15 protein-coding genes are annotated in these 16,521 nt (G+C 59.7%); 9 read left to right on the forward strand and 6 right to left on the reverse strand.

Features of this window, described 5'->3' with window-relative positions; translation table 11 throughout:
* The first annotated feature begins 110 nt into the window (after positions 1 to 110).
* Together S4A8_RS11305 and S4A8_RS11310 are read left to right on the forward strand one after the other, a co-directional pair.
* Positions 111 to 1,010 (forward strand): virulence factor family protein, encoded by a 900-nt coding sequence (locus S4A8_RS11305; RefSeq protein ID WP_353220224.1) that lies wholly within the window; start codon positions 111 to 113, stop codon positions 1,008 to 1,010.
* Positions 1,011 to 1,253: 243 nt separating this feature from the next.
* The gene (locus tag S4A8_RS11310; RefSeq protein ID WP_353220225.1) at positions 1,254 to 2,273 is read left to right on the forward strand and encodes a GGDEF domain-containing protein; all 1,020 of its coding nucleotides are present in this window, start codon (positions 1,254 to 1,256) and stop codon (positions 2,271 to 2,273) included.
* Between the two features lie 98 nt (positions 2,274 to 2,371).
* Here the strand turns inward: S4A8_RS11310 and S4A8_RS11315 are convergent, their stop codons facing one another.
* Entirely contained in the window at positions 2,372 to 3,322 is a 951-nt protein-coding gene (locus S4A8_RS11315) for an alpha/beta hydrolase (RefSeq protein ID WP_353220226.1), read from the reverse strand.
* A gap of 307 nt (positions 3,323 to 3,629) precedes the next feature.
* On the opposite strand from S4A8_RS11315, the gene S4A8_RS11320 reads away from it, so the two are divergent.
* From S4A8_RS11320 to S4A8_RS11350, 7 genes are all read left to right on the forward strand, one after another.
* Positions 3,630 to 5,123 (forward strand): protein adenylyltransferase SelO, encoded by a 1,494-nt coding sequence (locus S4A8_RS11320; RefSeq protein ID WP_353220227.1) that lies wholly within the window; start codon positions 3,630 to 3,632, stop codon positions 5,121 to 5,123.
* Between the two features lie 146 nt (positions 5,124 to 5,269).
* Positions 5,270 to 6,043, forward strand: coding sequence for an SDR family oxidoreductase (locus S4A8_RS11325; protein ID WP_353220228.1), 774 nt, complete (start codon positions 5,270 to 5,272; stop codon positions 6,041 to 6,043).
* Between the two features lie 182 nt (positions 6,044 to 6,225).
* Positions 6,226 to 6,558 (forward strand): hypothetical protein, encoded by a 333-nt coding sequence (locus S4A8_RS11330; protein WP_353220229.1) that lies wholly within the window; start codon positions 6,226 to 6,228, stop codon positions 6,556 to 6,558.
* A gap of 203 nt (positions 6,559 to 6,761) precedes the next feature.
* Entirely contained in the window at positions 6,762 to 7,214 is a 453-nt protein-coding gene (locus S4A8_RS11335; RefSeq protein ID WP_353220230.1) for a hypothetical protein, read from the forward strand.
* A gap of 544 nt (positions 7,215 to 7,758) precedes the next feature.
* Positions 7,759 to 8,244, forward strand: a complete 486-nt coding sequence (locus S4A8_RS11340) for a pyridoxamine 5'-phosphate oxidase family protein (RefSeq protein ID WP_353220231.1) — start codon at positions 7,759 to 7,761, stop codon at positions 8,242 to 8,244.
* 319 nt (positions 8,245 to 8,563) lie between these two features.
* Entirely contained in the window at positions 8,564 to 8,899 is a 336-nt protein-coding gene (locus tag S4A8_RS11345; RefSeq protein WP_353220232.1) for a TA system antitoxin ParD family protein, read from the forward strand.
* Between the two features lie 19 nt (positions 8,900 to 8,918).
* On the forward strand, positions 8,919 to 9,482 hold the full coding sequence (locus S4A8_RS11350; protein WP_353220233.1) for an ATPase: 564 nt from the start codon (positions 8,919 to 8,921) through the stop codon (positions 9,480 to 9,482).
* Positions 9,483 to 9,630: 148 nt separating this feature from the next.
* Here S4A8_RS11350 and S4A8_RS11355 read toward each other — a convergent pair whose 3' ends face one another.
* From S4A8_RS11355 to S4A8_RS11375, 5 genes are all read right to left on the reverse strand, one after another.
* Positions 9,631 to 11,148, reverse strand: coding sequence for a DUF5666 domain-containing protein (locus S4A8_RS11355; RefSeq protein ID WP_353220234.1), 1,518 nt, complete (start codon positions 11,146 to 11,148; stop codon positions 9,631 to 9,633).
* Positions 11,149 to 11,822: 674 nt separating this feature from the next.
* Entirely contained in the window at positions 11,823 to 13,913 is a 2,091-nt protein-coding gene (locus S4A8_RS11360; protein ID WP_353220235.1) for an ATP-binding protein, read from the reverse strand.
* Positions 13,910 to 15,277 carry an SIR2 family protein gene (locus S4A8_RS11365; protein WP_353220236.1) on the reverse strand — a complete coding sequence of 456 codons (1,368 nt, stop codon included), beginning with the start codon at positions 15,275 to 15,277 and terminating at the stop codon, positions 13,910 to 13,912. Before S4A8_RS11365 ends, S4A8_RS11360 begins: the two co-directional genes overlap by 4 nt.
* Before the next feature lie 556 nt (positions 15,278 to 15,833).
* The gene (locus S4A8_RS11370; protein WP_006915196.1) at positions 15,834 to 16,166 is read right to left on the reverse strand and encodes a helix-turn-helix domain-containing protein; all 333 of its coding nucleotides are present in this window, start codon (positions 16,164 to 16,166) and stop codon (positions 15,834 to 15,836) included.
* A 2-nt stretch (positions 16,167 to 16,168) separates the two neighbouring features.
* Entirely contained in the window at positions 16,169 to 16,501 is a 333-nt protein-coding gene (locus S4A8_RS11375; protein WP_353220237.1) for a type II toxin-antitoxin system RelE/ParE family toxin, read from the reverse strand.
* Between the last annotated feature and the right edge of the window lie 20 nt (positions 16,502 to 16,521).

The raw sequence follows: 16,521 nt of genomic DNA on the forward strand, positions 1-16,521 counted from the left end.
GGATGCGTTTTCGGGTTAATAAAGCGGGCATGTGAAACCATGCTCGCCGCAGCCAGCGGCTGCGAAGCCATGGAAAATTAACAGGGACACGGGCCGGCCTTTATTGTTCGATGGCGTTGAAAACAGCGGACCCAGTCAGCTGTTTTGGTGCCGGATTAATAGGCGGCATTGTACGTTTCGAAGTCCGCCTGCGTGGGCTCGCATATACTGGCGTGGCATTGTATCGGCCGCATCGGCCCCACTTGACCAGATACGACATGAATCGGCGATTTCTTCGTGAGCGCGTGGCCTGGTTGCTCGGACTCGCCGCTATTGTTGTCGGCACCCCGGGCTGTATTTTTCATCCGGGGGGTGAGCCCGTCGCCGCCGCGGTCGCGGATCTGCCGCTGGTGATCTATCCGCCGCAGGCAATGACGCACGCGAATGCGACGGCGCGGGATACGCTGGTTGTCATGCTCTCGGGCGACGGCGGCTGGGCCGGGCTGGATAAAGCGGTGGGGCAATCGCTGGCACAGGCCGGCTATGCAGTGGTCGGTTGGGATTCGCTGCGCTATTACTGGCACCGGCGCGAGCCCGCCCAGGCTGCGGCCGATCTCGATCGCGTCGTGCAAACCTATCGGCAACGCTGGCAGTTGGGGCATGTGGTGCTGATCGGCTATTCACGCGGTGCCGATGTCATGCCGTTCCTGTTCAATCGGCTGAGTGCGCAAACAAAAGCCCGGACCGCCGATATCATCTTGCTTGGCCTGGCCAGTCATATCACCTTCGAGTATCACCTGCTGTCGTGGATCGGCCTTGGGCCCGAGGGGCTTGCCGTGCTGCCCGAGGCGCGACAGCTACCTGCGGATCGCACCACCTGTCTCTACGGCGTGGAGGATCCAGAGGCCATATGCCAGGAACTTGAGGCGGCCGGGCTGCACCTGGTGGCCTTGCCTGGCGGGCATCATTTCGATCATCGATATGAAGCGCTCGCCGAACGGTTGCAGCGGATAATCGCCCACGGCGCGTAACCGGGCCCGCGTGTCACAGTCGTATGGCGGGCGCCTGAGTGCAGGCTAGCGCGGCGTGCCGGGCTTTGTGCAGAGCGGCCCGGTTTCATTCGCGACGCATGCCAGCCCCATCGTGCGGGCTGGCGTCGGGTTCAGTGGCAAACACGTTCTAGCCTGAAACGCATTAAACATACCCTGACACGGCCGATAACCGCTGGGAAACATGAATTAGAGGGCACGCCCTCGGTACGGACAGGGGAACGAATGAGCCTTGCCTCGCCCGATCTGGGCATGCCGCTTTCGCATCGACATCGCCGCAATCTACTGCGTCTTCTGCTGCTGGTCACGGCCGTGTTCGGCTTTGTTTTCGTGGTCGTGAACTTCGCCGCCGGACGCTATGGACTGATGTTGGTGGATCTGGCCATCACCGTGGTCGCGCTGGCGTTGTCTCCCGTGGTGCGCAGAACATTTCACCTGCGGCGCTGGTGCATGTGGTATCTGGTTTCGATCTATGCGGCCACACTCTATGCGCTGGCCTCGCCGACCACCTCGATCACGGTGTTCAGCTGGGTGCTGGTGATGCCGTTGACGGCGCACCTGTTGCTGGGACGCCGTCTAGGCGGTCTGTTTTCCATGTTCTACCTCGTCGTGGCGGCGAGCCTGTTTGTCTGGCGCTTTGGTATCGATTTCGCTTTGAGTACGCCCGGGGCCACGGCCAACATCATTGGCGTAACCCTCTGGACCTATCTGTTTGCCTATTTCTACGAGGCCAGCCGCGAATCCGCCGAGGATCAGCTTTCCCATCAGGCGCTGACCGACTCGCTCACCGGCTTGGCCAATCGGGTTCAGCTCGAACAGGCGTTTGGCCGTCTGGCGAGTACGGCAACGCTGCCGTTGTCGCTGCTGATGCTCGACCTCGACCATTTCAAACGCATTAACGATGCATACGGCCACGCCACCGGCGATGCCGTGTTACGCAAGATCGCGGATACCCTGCGCGAACAGACCCGCGGCGACGATGTGGCCTGTCGCCTTGGCGGGGAAGAATTCTGTGTATTGCTGCCCAATACCGACAACAGTGCGGCCGCCCGTCTGGCCGAACGCCTGCGCGAAGCAATCGAAGCGTTGCACTACCGCCACAACAACGACGTGCTGCCGCTTACCGCGAGTATCGGGTTTGTCAGTACCACCAAGCCGGGCCAGCCGCTCGACCGCATGCTGCACGCAGCGGACGAAAAGCTTTATCAGGCCAAGTTTGGTGGCCGCAACCGCGTGGTCGGCTAAAATGCCCCGGGGCGCCGCTATACGACGCCCGGCCCTGTCGTCGTCGCCGGGTGCGGTGGCCGCGCGATGGGTTTAAAACACGCGCCTGCCAGCGCCCGTTAGCCGGTGCTGCCCAGATGGGTGCGCACGGCCGCGGCGATTCGGTCCATCGCATTGCCAGTGGCGGCCAGCCAGGCATGCATTTCGATAAAGCCGTGGATCACGCCCGGGTAGTGGGCATGGGCGACATCCACACCGTCGTCGGCCAGCCGCGCGGCATAGAGCACACCCTCATCCATAAGCACATCCGCGCCGGCGGTGATCACCAGCGCGGGTGCCGTGCCTTCCAGTGTTTTTGCCAGAATCGGTGATACCCGCCAGTCGAGCGGGTCGGTATTGGCATCCACGCTGCGCTGGCCGAACCAGGCCATGAGCTCGGCGGTAAGCGGCGGCACATTCGCATTGCGCCCCTTCGATGGATATTGGCCCGCCGCTTCGCGCAAGTCGGTGGCCGGGTAGATCAACACCTGCAGGGCCAGCGGCCAGCCCGCGTCACGGGCGGCCAGCGCCACCACGGCGGATAGATGCCCGCCCGCGCTGTCACCGCCGACCGCGAGTCTTTGCACGTCGATATCGAAATCCTGCGCGTGTTCCACCAGATAGCCGTAGGCGGCGATCGCGTCGTCGGAAGACGCCGGCAAGCAATGTTCCGGGGCCAGGCGATAATCCACGGCAATAAGCTGACAGCCTGCGCGCTGGGCCAGCTGACGGCAGATGCGATCGTGCGATGCCAGATCGCCGAGCACCCAGCCGCCGCCGTGAAAATACACAAGCGTTGGGGCCGCGCCCGCAGCCAACCCCTCCGGGCGATAGCGCCGCGCGCCCAGGTCGCGGCCGTCGAGCGCGAGCGTCTGGTCGACGACTTCGGCCATGGGCACCGGCTCGCCGCCGCTCGCGGCCAGGGTGTCGATATAGAACTGGCGCGCCTCGGCCAGCTCGAGATCGGCAAACGAGATCTCGGCTTCGCGCATTTTGGCAACAACGCCAGCGACTTCCGGGGTGAGCGACATGGACAGTCCTATCAGTCGGGTGTATGCAGCAGGCTTGATAGCACGATTGTTCAGGTTCATGCACGCCGTGCGATTTGAAGCGCCTTGGGGGCGCGTTTGCATCGGGCGGCGTGTATCGCCGGGCGCGCCAGCCTGAAAGGGCGCTTTCGCGCCACGACATTGCTGCGGCGTCGCAAATGCGCATACTTGGATGAACCCATGCCCAGCCGTTGAACGTCGCGGTCACGGCCCGCACCCTTGATAAGGTCAAGCCCAGCCAGCCGCCCCACATCGCGCTGGCAATATCGTTTGCCGCGGAGGCATCGCCATGACCGAAACCGCAGCCGCCGAGCCGTTCGTGCTCGACAACACTTATGCCCGCCTGCCGAGCGAATTCCACGCCCGTGCCATGCCGACGGCCGTTACAGCGGCGCGTCTGCTTCGGGTCAATCGCCCCTTGGCCGAACAGCTCGGCCTCGATGTGCAGGCGCTCGAAAGCCCCGCGGGGGTCGACATTCTGGCCGGCAATCGTGTGCCCGAGGGCGCCGAACCGTTGGCGATGGCCTATGCCGGGCATCAGTTCGGCAACTTCTCGCCGTTGCTGGGCGATGGCCGGGCCGTGCTACTGGGCGAAATGATCGATCGCAACGGCGTTCGGCGCGATATCCAGCTCAAAGGCGCGGGGCCGACACCGTTTTCGAGCCGGGGCGACGGGCGCGCTGCGCTCGGCCCGGTCATCCGCGAATATGTCGTTAGCGAAGGCATGGCCGCACTTGGGATTCCCACCACGCGCGCGCTGGCCATGGTCGCGACCGGCGAACCGGTGCTTCGCAGGCGCGCCGAGCCGGGCGGGGTGCTGACCCGCGTTGCGGCAAGTCACGTACGCGTGGGCACGTTCGAATACTTCTCCCGGCGCGGCAATAACGAAGCCGTGCGCGCGCTCGCGGATTACGTCATCGAGCGCCACTACCCGCATTGCGCCGATGCCGATAACCCCTACCAGTCCCTGCTGGAAGAGGTGGCGGTACATACGGCCGACCTCATCGCGCAGTGGCTGCTGGTCGGCTTCATCCACGGGGTGATGAACACCGATAATGTCTCCATTGCGGGGGAAACGATCGACTACGGCCCCTGCGCCTTCATGGACAGCTACAACCCGGCCACGGTGTACAGCTCCATCGATCACGGTGGACGCTATGCCTACAACCGCCAGCCCGGGATTGGCCAGTGGAACCTCGCGCGCTTTGCCGAGTGTCTTTTGCCGTTGCTGGACGAAGACCAGGAGAAAGCCGTAGCGCAGGCCCAGGCTGTGCTCGAACGTTATGTCGAGCGTTTCGAAACGACCTATCACGACGGTCTGGCGGCCAAGATCGGCCTGGAAGCACGCCGCGAAGGCGACGCTGATCTTGCCTACGATCTGCTCAAGTGCATGACCGAGCAGGGCGCAGACTTCACTCTCACCTTCCGGTATCTGTCCGATCTCGGTCGAGAAGCGGACGACCGGGACGACAACGTACGCGCGTTATTCGATGACCGGGCCAGCTTCGACGGCTGGGCAGCACGCTGGCGCGAGCGCCTGGCCGACGAAACGCGGGACGACGCCGAACGTCGCGCGGCCATGCGAGCGGTCAACCCCGCGTATATCCCGCGTAACCATCGTATCCAGCAAGCCATCGATGCCGCCGAGGCGGGCGATTATCAGCCGTTGGACGAATTGCTCACGGTGGTCGCGAATCCGTTCGACGACCATCCGGAGCTCGCGGATTATGCGCAGCCGCCGAAGCCGGAAGAGGTCGTGCAGCGCACCTTCTGCGGCACCTGACGTGGGCCCGCGGTGGCGCCTGAAGGCGCCACCGCATGCTGGGCCGGTGGGGCGTTGACGGTTCCACCGGGCTTCGCCACTCTCGAACGGCTCGCCCGTGCTTGGTTTATGCGCCGGGCCAAAACATATCGATAAAAGGATTCAGGATGGATACCGCCGCTCTTTTCTCCCTTGAAGGTCGTTGTGCACTCGCCACCGGCGGGTCCCGCGGCATCGGCCGCATGATCGCGGAAGGCCTGCTGCGCCAGGGTGCGCGCGTCTATATCAGCGCACGCAAAGCCGACGCCTGTGACGAAACCGCGCGCGAACTCTCCGAAATCGGGCCCTGTGTTTCGCTGCCGGCGGATGTGTCCACCATGGACGGCATTCAAGCGCTGGTCGCCGCGTACGGCGAGCACGAGAAAACCCTCGACATTCTCGTGAACAACGCGGGCGCGGCCTGGGGCGCGGAATTCGATACCTTCCCCGAAAGCGGCTGGGACAAGGCCGTGGATCTCAACATGAAAGCGCCGTTCTTCCTGGCCCAGGCATTCAAGCCCATGCTGCTGGAAGCGCGCGCCGCCGGTCCGCTCGCGAAGATCATCAACATCGCCTCGATCGACGGCCTGTCGCTCAATCCGCAGGAAACCTATTCCTACCACGCCTCCAAGGCCGGTCTGACCCACCTGACCAAGCGCATGGCCGTACGCCTGGCCCCCGAAGGCATCGTGGTCAGCGCCATCGCCCCCGGCGCGTTCGCCTCGAACATGAACAAGGTCGCGCGCGACCATGGTGACGAGATCGCTGACCGAATCCCCTCGCGCCGTATCGGCGAGCCCGAAGACATGGCCGGTGCCGCGATCTACCTCGCATCCCGAGCCGGCGATTATGTCGTGGGCTCCACGCTTGTGGTGGATGGGGGTGTAAACGTCGCCCGCTAAGTCGATTGCGCGGTGGATTGCGCGTATGTTGGGTTCGAGCCGAACAGCCTAAACACGGCGAGCCCCGTGGCGCCGGCGGCGCATTCGATCGCGCTGTATCGGGGCGTTACCGTTGGTCGTCGACGCCAATACCGCGATCGGCATAATCGTCAGGGTAGCGGCGGCAGAGGCGAAGTTCAGTCATGCCAGTTGTGTTGTTGATCGTCTTGACGGCCTTGGTTCTAGTTCATCTTTACCTACAGGGTGCGGTGACGTACCTGGTTGTAACCGACGACGAGTCCAAACTACGTCGAGCGGCGCAAGTCGCCGTTATTTGGCTAGTGCCGATCGTTGGTGTGCTGTTTGTCGGTTATTTCAAAGCCGAAGCGTACGACGCCGGTGATCAACGGCCGCCGCTTGTTCTCGTGCCTGTGCTATGGCTGGTGGGCGGGCCGAAAACTGCGAATGGGGGTGGCGACGCCGTTGACAGTGGATTGGCGGATCCCGCTAGCCATGACTTTTCGGCAAACGAGTAGGCGCGGTTGAGTCGAGCGAGTTGCGGAGCAGGGCGGGTTGCGCGCGTTCAGTCTACTGGGCTGGAAATTGAGCTGCGCGGTGGATCGTCGTGCGGGCACACTACGCGCCTGCGATCCGGTGTTTTGATTAGCAAAAGTTGTCTCGTGGGAGGCGAAGCGAACTCAGCAACTCGAGTCGAGGCAAATTGGAGCCATGGCCCGATATGAAAAAGAAAGCACTCACAGAAGCGCTATTGAACGCCATTCTCGACGCCAACAATGAATACGAAAACCTCTCGGGCGGGAGCTGGCTATCGGATTACGGCGCGGAAAGTTTTCTCGTTGTCGAGGCGATGAAGCAATTGCTTGCAGCGGCGAGATGCTCGCGCAAACGTGCCTGCGCCACCAGCGAAGAGAGCTTTTCGGAAATTATGGAATGCTCGGGCGCCAATCAGAAACCCGGACCGCTTCCCGCCGTACTCGCCGGCAATTACCGCGCAGACATCGTGCTCTGGCGAAACGACTCCCAGCCTTTCGGTGTAATAGAAGTCAAACGGCGTTGGGATAATGGCCCATGCATGGCCGATGTGCATCGTCTGCAAGCGCTCATGGATCGAGGTGGAGCACATTTGGGTGGTTCGATTGAATACTGTGCGCTGGTGATCTTCATCCCCTAGGCGGGCGACCACGGTTGTGAAAAGATCAAGCGACAGTACGAGAATATCGCCAGCTACTTGGACGCGCATGCCCAACGGCGGTTTCGCTTCCACACGCTAGAACCATGGCAATACAGCTATCATCCGGACGGCACATACGGCGATTATTCAGGCGGCGGGATAGTCGTTGAGTTTTATTGATCTGGTTTCTGCCCGGCCCGCGTAACCACTCGCATGAGGCGGGTCGGCGAAATCCGGATGCCATAGCCGGACCGGGTGTCGGTGCTTCGCAAGCGTTCAGCGGCATCTCAAACGGTTACCAATGCGTACTAAGCGTCAGATAAGCGCATGGCGTGCAGCTTAGGGCGGGACTACGTCTGGTCTACCGTTATGTGGCTATCAGATCGTGTTGCGGCCTCGGTGGCGCTCACTTTGACTGACGCTGACGAGTTGCGGCCACGCTATGGATTGACCGCAGTTAACGCCGTGCACCACGATCGAACGCCGTGTCTATCGGCCCGCTGGGCCGAACGCACTTCAAACGCACTCGAAGGATTGCAACATTATGTCTAGCCCGGAACACAAGCAGAAGATCTGGAACCTCATCAAAGACATCCAGGTCGGGATGCTCGTCACTTTGGACGACGACGTGCCCCGTGCCCGTCCCATGCATCTGGTTCAGGATGAATACGACGGCACGATCTGGTTCTACACCCGGCGCAGTTCGGAGAAAGTGCTGGAAGCCAAGGGCGACAGCGAGATCTGCCTAACGTTCTCCGACCAGGAAGCGGGCGTTTATGTCTCGATGTCGGGTACCGCGCGTATCACCGACGATCAGGCCATCATCGACCGCTACTGGAACCCGGGCGTCGCCGCCTGGCTGCCGGAAAAGGAAGATCCGGACGTTGTCATGCTCGAAATCGATATTCAGATGGGTGAGCACTGGGCGGCCAAGGAAAGCAAGGTCTTCCAGCTTTATGAAATGGCCAAGGCCAACATCCAAAGCGACAAGACGCCGGACGTTGGCGAGAACGAGAAATTCGGCGGCTAAGCGGCCGTACGAAAGCATAGAAAACGCCCAGTTCGCTGGGCGTTTTTTATGGTCTGAGCGATTTGATGGAAGCGTGGCCGAACGGCACTCGTCTGTGAAAGGGCCATGAGCGCCCGTCGAACGACATGGCGAGTCAAACCAAACCAGCGGCTTTCGGAACTAATCGGCACCGGTCGCAATAGGCGACGTCAGTCCGCTCCAAGCTGATCGTGCGGCTGGGATGGCACCTTTCTGCCACATTTGTGGTAAATTCGAACTGATGCCGATGGGCGCGTGATGCTGCGCCGTCGGATAATCAGGGCAAGGCAGGAGGCTGGTCATGGCTACTGAAAGTGTTCGTCTATCACGCGCCATACTCGGTCAGGCGCGAAAAGAGGCGGGCGTGATGTCGCGCACCGTTCAAGCGCAGCTCGAGCATTGGGCGCGCGTTGGCCAGGCGATCGAAAACGCGCCTGGATATGACCGTAACAAGGTGCAGGACGCATTGCGTGGGCATGTCGCGCCCGACGAACTGGACCCCTACGAGCGCTCCGTATACGACGTCGAACATGAAGCCCTCATGGAGAAGGCCGGCGACGAAGAAAAGGCTTTTTTCAAACAACTCGCCGAGAAGCAGCGCGCCGCTGGGATCGATCCGCAAGATCTAGGCAGCTGAAGTGGAGTCGCGGCCAACGATGTATGTGCTCGTTGGCCCGAATGGGGCGGGTAAGTCGACGCTCTACGAGCAACGGCTTGGTCCGATGACCAACGTGCCGTTCGTCAATGCGGACGAAATACGCAAGGAAAGACAGGCCCAGGGCGAGATGCTCGATGCCTACGCCGCCGCGCGAGTAGCCGCAGCGACCCGAGACGCCTACCTGAACGTCCAGCGCTCGTTCGTCACCGAAACGGTCTTCTCGCATTCAAGCAAGCTCGATCTGATCCGGCATGCCAAGGCCCAGGGCTTTCGTGTCGTCATCTTTCACGTCAACGTTCAGAGCGCCGACATATCGGTCGCCCGTGTGCGGTTTCGCGTCACCCAGGGCGGGCATGACGTGCCGGAGCATAAAATACGGGAGCGATACGCACGCAACCCGCGGTATATTCGTGCCGCCGTTGCACTGTGCGACCTTGCCCAGGTGTTCGACAGCTCGAAGGCGAATGCACCGCCGCGTCATATTCTGACTTTCAAGCACGGCCAGCTCGATAAAGCCGTGGGCGATATGCCCGGCTGGGCGATGGCAATCTACGGGCTGTAAGTCACCCGCCAACGACCCGGCGCCAGCCGGGCGTGGGGCGATGAATGACACGTGCTGGGCGCAGTGTTGGCAAAAAAAGGCCGCAGGTTGCCCCGCGGCCGTTTCGCTTGGGCCTATGGCTCGGCCCCAGTGGCTCGATCGAAACGGATCAGTCGTCGAGTTCGATCTCGTCGGCGACGAAGACACTGCCGTTGAAGCGGCCCTCGATCTCGATACGAACGCCTTCCTTCGCCAACGCGAAGAAATCCGATTCGGTGAGATTGTCGAACGACGCCGCCGTGGCGTCGATGGTCACGCCGGAAACCACGAGCGTCTTCAGGCCGCCATCGAAGCGATCGATAAAGCCTTCGATTTCATCGCGTTTCTCGTCGTCCTCACGTTCGACACGGCTTGCGAAGAGCGTGCCGTCGTCATTGCGCGCGGCCAGTTCCACCCGGTCGCCGGGCTGAATATCCGCCAGGCTGAAGGTCCGACGGTCGTCGCGCTCGTCGAGCAGGCGGGTGCGATCCTCCACACGGACCGTCACGCCGAAGAGTTCGATCGCGTCTTTGGCCACGGAACTGACACGGCCGGCGAATTCGATGTCTTCGCGACGATCGTCGTCTTCAACATCATTACTATCGTCGTCCCGATCGCCGAAATCCTCATCGAAGGAAATCTCCTTGGCAAGCAGAACGCCGTTATCGTCAACGACGCCTTCGACCTCGACCACCGCGCCGACGCCGAGATTGGCCACGCTGCCATCGTCGAACTTGGTATTGGCGTCGAAGCGGATCGTCACGCCCCGAAGCACGAAGCCGTTCGTACCGGTCAGTTCGCTGATCTGGCCGAACAATTCCACTTCGGCGCCGTCATCGAAGAAATCTTCGTCATACGATTCGTCCTCGACCTTGTCGGCCAGTAGAACGTCGTTTGCATCGAGGCGGCCCTCGACTTTTACGAGCAACCGGTTGGCAAGGCCGCCGTCGCGATCGATCTCCAGCTCGGCGTTGCCGTAGTCGATCGTCAGACTGCCCACGGTGAACCGCCGCAGCTGGGTATCGAGATTGCGGACATCACCGGTAACGGTGACGGCATCCGCGTCGCTCTCGTTGTCGACGTCCACATAGCTTGCGACCGTGAACCCGGCGCCCGTGCGCTGGCCACTGATCTCGACCACATCGCCGAGCGCGAGCGTGTCCAACGCGTTATCGTCGTCGAACACGGTGGCGCCGACGACCTTCACCGGTTGGCCGGCGACCTCGAAGCGGTTATTGTCGAGCGCCAGGGCAGTGATCGGGCCCTTGAGCGAGGCGTCGTAGCGCACGCTTGCGGCCACCAGCAACCCGTTTTCGCGGCGTGCTTTGACTTCGACGATCTGGCCGACACGCAGGCGCGCCTCGACGTCGCTTTCATCGCCAAACAGGATCGCCGCATCTTCGGTCGAGAAACGCCGGCCGTTGACGATGACACTCCCGAAGCCGGTGACCGGCCCGCGCGCGAACACACTCTCGCTGGTCGAGCCGGAGGTGGTGCTCGTCGAGCTGCCGTCGTCGTCACCGCCGCCGCTTCCGCCACCACAGCCGGCCAGGCCCAAAGCAATCGCACAGGCCGCAGCCAGCGTCGTACGGGCGGGCCAGCGTGCGGCACGCGACGCGCCCGAATGGGTTCGGTCGATTCGAGTCATTTGTAATTCTCCAAAACAATCGATTAAACGAAAGGGCACCGGCCTTTCCGGAACGCCACACGCAGGCGAGGGCGAACACCGGATCAGCATGTTCGTTGCATGGTCAAGCCATTGTTCTGCCGATGATTCCGGCGATCGCTTGCGCACAACTTAATCGACTATCGGCGGCACCCGGCGGGCCTTGAATTAGTGTTCGAGTAGTGCCGCGCTTAAGTTTTACGGGTGAACCATGTGCCGTATGCGTGATGGGGCGGAAGAGTTCAAGTGTGCTGGAAGACCTGCCCGCAGTGATCGACGCCTGGAACTGTCGGCCTAAAGAGATCGTGCTTAGGCGCGGGGGCGTACTAGCCCGGCCATTACGCCCACGTGTGATGAGCGGACCGGTACTGTATGTGGCCGACGACAAACTCGACGGTGCGAAGAGCACTGGCCGTCGCGGCCTCGAGCTAGTGCCGCGGCGGGTGAACTTACCGGCGCTGTAATTTTTAGATCAGATTGCGGTTTAGCGGGGAGTTGAGCTTGCAGAGCTATGCCTGGGCTCTAGCGTGAACGGCAATGCTCTGCGGGCGCGTTTAGTATACTGTCCCCGGATCGCCGTCCCCGGATCGCCGCAGGCCGATATGACGATGGCGGCGCGGGAAGTTCGAGAGGGTATCTGACGCCGAAGCGGTTGCTTAGTCTTGAATGGACGTGTCGACCTGCTGCCAGTCCTCGGCAATCGCCTTCCAATCCACCTCGCGTTCGACAGTCTCGCCTTTACTGTTTTGACCCGTCCAGACGGCCCAAAAATCCGGGTCGTCCGATTTCGGGCGATGATGCTCAGGTAGCGCTCTCATTTGAACCAAGACCGGCAGTTCCGATGCCCAGCCGAGCAGGATAGCGTGACGAGAGGGTAGCGATGGAAGATCTCGCAATAGGCCGCGCAGGTTGTCGGGCACTAGCTTATGCACGAGGTCTTGGTCTCGGTCGTTACTGATGCGGTGCATCAAAAAGCTATTACACTGAGAAAGCACAGTAGGCGATAGCTCGCTTGGGCGTTGCGAAGACAGCACTAAGCCTAGCCCAAATTTTCGGCCTTCACGAGCTATTTTTTCGAAGACTTGACAACAGATAGCCGCCGAATTTTGGTCTTTGCCGTCGTGGTTATAGCGCTTAATGAAGGTGTGCGCCTCCTCCATTACTAGCGTGGTGGGTAGGGTCTTGCCGCGGTTCAGCTTGCGGTATCGCTGTTGAGCCTCGAGCGTCATGCGTGCGATTACAGAAGTGATGACGTGTACCATCTCGGCGGGTACAAGAGAGAGGTCAATGACGGTGATGGAACCATTTGATGCTTGACTATCGCCAATGTAGTTTCTAAGCCAGTCATCCAGCGTTAATTCTGTGTCCTCGCCAGACACTACCTTCATACGGCTATCCGACAAGATGGTACGGATGCGCATCTGCATCGTCTCGACATATTCCGACACCCCTAGAAGCTCTGCGGTGGCTTCGATGCTTCTCAGAAGTTGATCTCCCGAGAACTGGCGAGGCACGTCCGCATCAATAGGTAAATTGTCGGTGTCGCTTCCCCCAAAGATAGCGTGCGCTGTCTGAATTAGCGCCAGAAGCTCATCAATGTCGCCGCGAGTGAATTCATAGGTGGGGTACTGATTACTGCGTTCGCTAACAAAAGCCGCGATTTTGTCTCGTATGTTTTCAAGTGCTGCTGTTTCGTCAGTACTGAAAGATTCATGATTGCCTAGTCCGTCTTGCCATTTCTTTAATTTTTCAAAGAAATTTTTGGGATGAGGAAATTTTCCCCATGGACTTCCCGCATTACGCTCCAATTGCAGAATGCTGACCAGCGTGCGCAAATAGCGGCGCATTTCGTGGCTATGCGTGACTGTTCCGGTAAACACCCCTTCCCGAACGGCTCGCAGCGCTTGCACCAGCGTGGGCTGCTGAGCCTTGGGGCTCGCTTGGGTAAACGCACTCCACTCTTCGCTGTTCCAGAACCATAAGGGCACTTGCAATTGTTCAACATTTTCATCCGGTTCGACGGCGAACACACGGACTTTGCTCATGTCGCGGAAGGTGTTGGAATACTCGCCGTTAGGGTCAAGCACGATGAAACGTGCATTAGGAGTGCTCCCATCACTGCGCGCTTCTTTGGCCGCGTGCATTGACCAGCGGATCAACCCTGAAACAGAACATGATTTGCCACTGCCGGTATTTCCTAGCACGGCTAAATGGCGACCAAATAGCCGGTCAGGGTCGACGCGTACTTCGGCATTGGCAGCCAGTGGGCTGGTGCCAATCATTACGTGTCGGTTATCGCCAGACTCCACGATGGCACGCAGCTGATTTTGAGTCGGAAGCAGGACCGAATCGCCTACGGTCGGATAGCTCTCGACACCGCGCCAGAACCGATAGTTCTGACTACCGGTTGTCTCGCTGGTGTCATAAGACAGCGAGCCCAGAGGATTTAGGCTCATCTTGCGCAGCGGGTAGGGCAAATCCACCAAGCCAAAATCCTGCATACCTCTGCGCTTGGGATACTGCGAACGCTCGACGGTGATCCATTCAACTTGAGCAACCAAGTGGCCCTCGTCGCTCGGGATCAGCACGTAGCCGTTGATGCGCGGAAATGGACGCGGCGTACCGGTATTAAGCGCTACGCCGTCGGGTGCCTCAATCTCTAGTAGCACTTTTATTTCATCGGGCGATACGAAGTCGATGGTGCCAATGCGCAAGGCGTCGGCATACGCCATAGGTGAGATACTCATAGTACTTCCGCAAAATCGGTATCTTGGTCTTGCGCTGAAGGGTGTGGCTGTTTAGCGTCCCATCGCTGCTTTATCAACTCACTCATCCGTATTGTTGTTTTATCGATGGCGGCCTTAGGTAGATAGTGTTCGGTAAGCGTCTTCAAATCCGCTAGCGCCGGCCCGAGCAGCAAACTAATCTGCGATGGTCGGCCTATCTCTTCGTAGGCTTGCTTGATTCGGCCGAGCGGATCGTCCCGCGAGATCACGACCAGATGGGTTGAAGGAATGGAAAGCATGTCGCGAATCACGCGATTGATATGCTCGTCGCCGAAGCTGTAACCATAGGTTATAAGCGTACTGTTTGGGCGGCATACAGCTGCCGCCAAATCTCGAAACAACTCCACATAAGGATAGTCGGCAGTTTCCCTGTCTTTAGCAGAGTTTGGATAAATCATTAATTGATGCGCAGTGGTCTCACCGAGGCCCGGGGCCGATAAATAGGGCGTTACGCTGTCAGCCCCGAAAGGCAGACCGAAACGCCGGATGTCTTGGCCAGTTTGTAACCAGTCAACGGAACCATGCAGTTTGGTGTAGCGCGCTACGCCTTCCAGATAACGCGGTTCACCGCGAATACCTGGCGGGTTGTAATGCATGTCTAGATCCAAGCGCGAAGCGCGGAAAATTGGCGTGAGATTACCGAGAAAACGATCGAGCAGGTGTAGACCAGCCAATTCTGATCCGGCCTCTATTAGCCGATCATAGTTAGTTGTAAAAATGTTCAGCCGATCACGCATCCCGGTGCGGCTAGCAAAACTCATTAGAAAGGTCACCAGCGTGTTGAAAGCCTGCTCGCGCTTGCGATCTTCGGCATTGGCTATGCCCGCCTCGCTCTTGAGAATTGACTGTGCAAATGTCTTAATGCCGCTCTGAAGCTCGTTGCGCAATACGTTGGCATCGGAGTCGTGTCCGAGGATTTCTAGACCGCGGAGCAATTCATTAGCAGCGCGTAATTGATCTTCCAGATTGCCTTTCTCGCGGCAGGCTGCACTTGCGGTTTTTTCGGCCGCTTGGTCGATTTCTTTCCGATAGCTGGTGATAGGCATAGCGCCCATTCCAGCAGCAGCCTCTCCTGTAGCTATGTGGTGTACGGCATGGGTGAGTCCGGAGCCGGCCAGTACCGAGAGGTGCTCGGACTGAAACAGCGATGTAAGCCAAGGCTCAATTCGATTACGGAGTTCTTTAACACCAAACTCTGTCGACCCTAACCAAGAGACTTTCGAGCCTGCTTGGAGCTTGAAATGATCGCCTTTTGCAACAAAATGCAGTGGCTCATGGTCATCTCGAACCTTGAGAAGATTTGGAGATTCCGTGTCCTCAGTCATCCCGTGTTTACTCCGTATATATGCTGCTGCAATACGCCAATAATGTTCTGAAGCATGGGCGAGGCTAACTACGCTTGTGGGTTAAGCGGCTTGTGCTGCTGCTCATGATCGGTCGTGTGTAGTTAAGCGCAATCTGCGAGCCCCGACACGCGCGCAACTCGCTCGTCAACCGTCCGTGTCAAACCGCTCGATTCAGCAAAAATGGCTAAGCGCTCCCGCCCGCGCGTCAACGCCGTATAAAACAACTCCTAGGTCCAAATCTGCACATCGTAGGCCGGCAGTACGAGCATCACGGCATCGAACGCCGAGCCCTAGCTTTTGTGGATAGTCATTGCGTACACGGTGTCGTGTGCGGCCAGGGCGCTGGGTAGGAAAGGGCGCAGGCCGTTATCCCCCTTAAACCAGATTCTAAGTTGCCCGTCTCGGTTTTCGAGCGCAATACCCACATCGCCCTTTTAGACCCCGGTCTTGTAGTCATTTCGTCTTACGGCGGGGCGCGGCTGCGATATGCGTATTAGCGACATGCTGGGGCGGTGTGCGCTCGTATAATCCGGAGCTAGTTGGGGTCAGGTCTTGCATCGTGCGCCGCCGCAATGACATTGGACTCCGTAAGCGCGCCAAGTACAGCATCGGGCCGCCGGTCAAGCACATTGAGCAAAACCCGAGCGGGGCCGTGCGGCTGCCTATCCCCACGCTCCCAATGCCGCAATGTCCCGAGGCTGATACCGAACGAAGCAGCGAACTCGCGCTGGGTCATGCCAACCTTATCGCGTACGGCCTTAACGTCTGTAGCCGACATTTCATGAACGACGACCTCGTTCGGCTTATTCGCTTGATGCGCGATCGCCTGTTCGAGACCGGCCTTGATACTTTCAAACGCGTCGCTCATGTCTAGACTCCTGCTGTCTTGGTGAGCAGTGCGACAAGCTGAGCAAGTGCGTTGCGTTCAGCTTGCGAGATATTGGTCTTTTCGTTCTTGCCGAAAATCGTGAGCAGATAAAGGGGTATGCGTTCGTCGTGAAAGTAGTAGACGACACGAACGCCACCGCTTTTGCCGGATCCGTCGCGAGCCCATCGAAGCTTTCGTATGCCGCCGGTGCCTCGCATGAGGTCGCCGGCTTTTGGATGTTCTGCCAGATACGCGATCAGCGCTTGGTAGTCAGCATCGCCGATCAACTTGCGAATCTTGCGCGAGAACTCCGGCGTCTCGGCTACGGTCTGCATACGAGGATGGTACGCCAATG

The sequence above is a fragment of the Salinisphaera sp. S4-8 genome (assembly GCF_040361235.1).
In the GTDB taxonomy this organism is placed as follows: Bacteria; Pseudomonadota; Gammaproteobacteria; order Nevskiales; family Salinisphaeraceae; genus Salinisphaera.

Bases quoted from the DNA above. Each gene is read 5' to 3' on its own strand.
- S4A8_RS11305 (WP_353220224.1), top strand. From the start codon at position 111: ATGGCGTTGAAAACAGCGGACCCAGTCAGCTGTTTTGGTGCCGGATTA.
- S4A8_RS11310 (WP_353220225.1), top strand. From the start codon at position 1,254: ATGAGCCTTGCCTCGCCCGATCTGGGCATGCCGCTTTCGCATCGACAT.
- S4A8_RS11315 (WP_353220226.1), bottom strand. From the start codon at position 3,322: ATGTCGCTCACCCCGGAAGTCGCTGGCGTTGTTGCCAAAATGCGCGAA.
- S4A8_RS11320 (WP_353220227.1), top strand. From the start codon at position 3,630: ATGACCGAAACCGCAGCCGCCGAGCCGTTCGTGCTCGACAACACTTAT.
- S4A8_RS11325 (WP_353220228.1), top strand. From the start codon at position 5,270: ATGGATACCGCCGCTCTTTTCTCCCTTGAAGGTCGTTGTGCACTCGCC.
- S4A8_RS11330 (WP_353220229.1), top strand. From the start codon at position 6,226: ATGCCAGTTGTGTTGTTGATCGTCTTGACGGCCTTGGTTCTAGTTCAT.
- S4A8_RS11335 (WP_353220230.1), top strand. From the start codon at position 6,762: ATGAAAAAGAAAGCACTCACAGAAGCGCTATTGAACGCCATTCTCGAC.
- S4A8_RS11340 (WP_353220231.1), top strand. From the start codon at position 7,759: ATGTCTAGCCCGGAACACAAGCAGAAGATCTGGAACCTCATCAAAGAC.
- S4A8_RS11345 (WP_353220232.1), top strand. From the start codon at position 8,564: ATGGCTACTGAAAGTGTTCGTCTATCACGCGCCATACTCGGTCAGGCG.
- S4A8_RS11350 (WP_353220233.1), top strand. From the start codon at position 8,919: ATGTATGTGCTCGTTGGCCCGAATGGGGCGGGTAAGTCGACGCTCTAC.
- S4A8_RS11355 (WP_353220234.1), bottom strand. From the start codon at position 11,148: ATGACTCGAATCGACCGAACCCATTCGGGCGCGTCGCGTGCCGCACGC.
- S4A8_RS11360 (WP_353220235.1), bottom strand. From the start codon at position 13,913: ATGAGTATCTCACCTATGGCGTATGCCGACGCCTTGCGCATTGGCACC.
- S4A8_RS11365 (WP_353220236.1), bottom strand. From the start codon at position 15,277: ATGACTGAGGACACGGAATCTCCAAATCTTCTCAAGGTTCGAGATGAC.
- S4A8_RS11370 (WP_006915196.1), bottom strand. From the start codon at position 16,166: ATGAGCGACGCGTTTGAAAGTATCAAGGCCGGTCTCGAACAGGCGATC.
- S4A8_RS11375 (WP_353220237.1), bottom strand. From the start codon at position 16,501: ATGCAGACCGTAGCCGAGACGCCGGAGTTCTCGCGCAAGATTCGCAAG.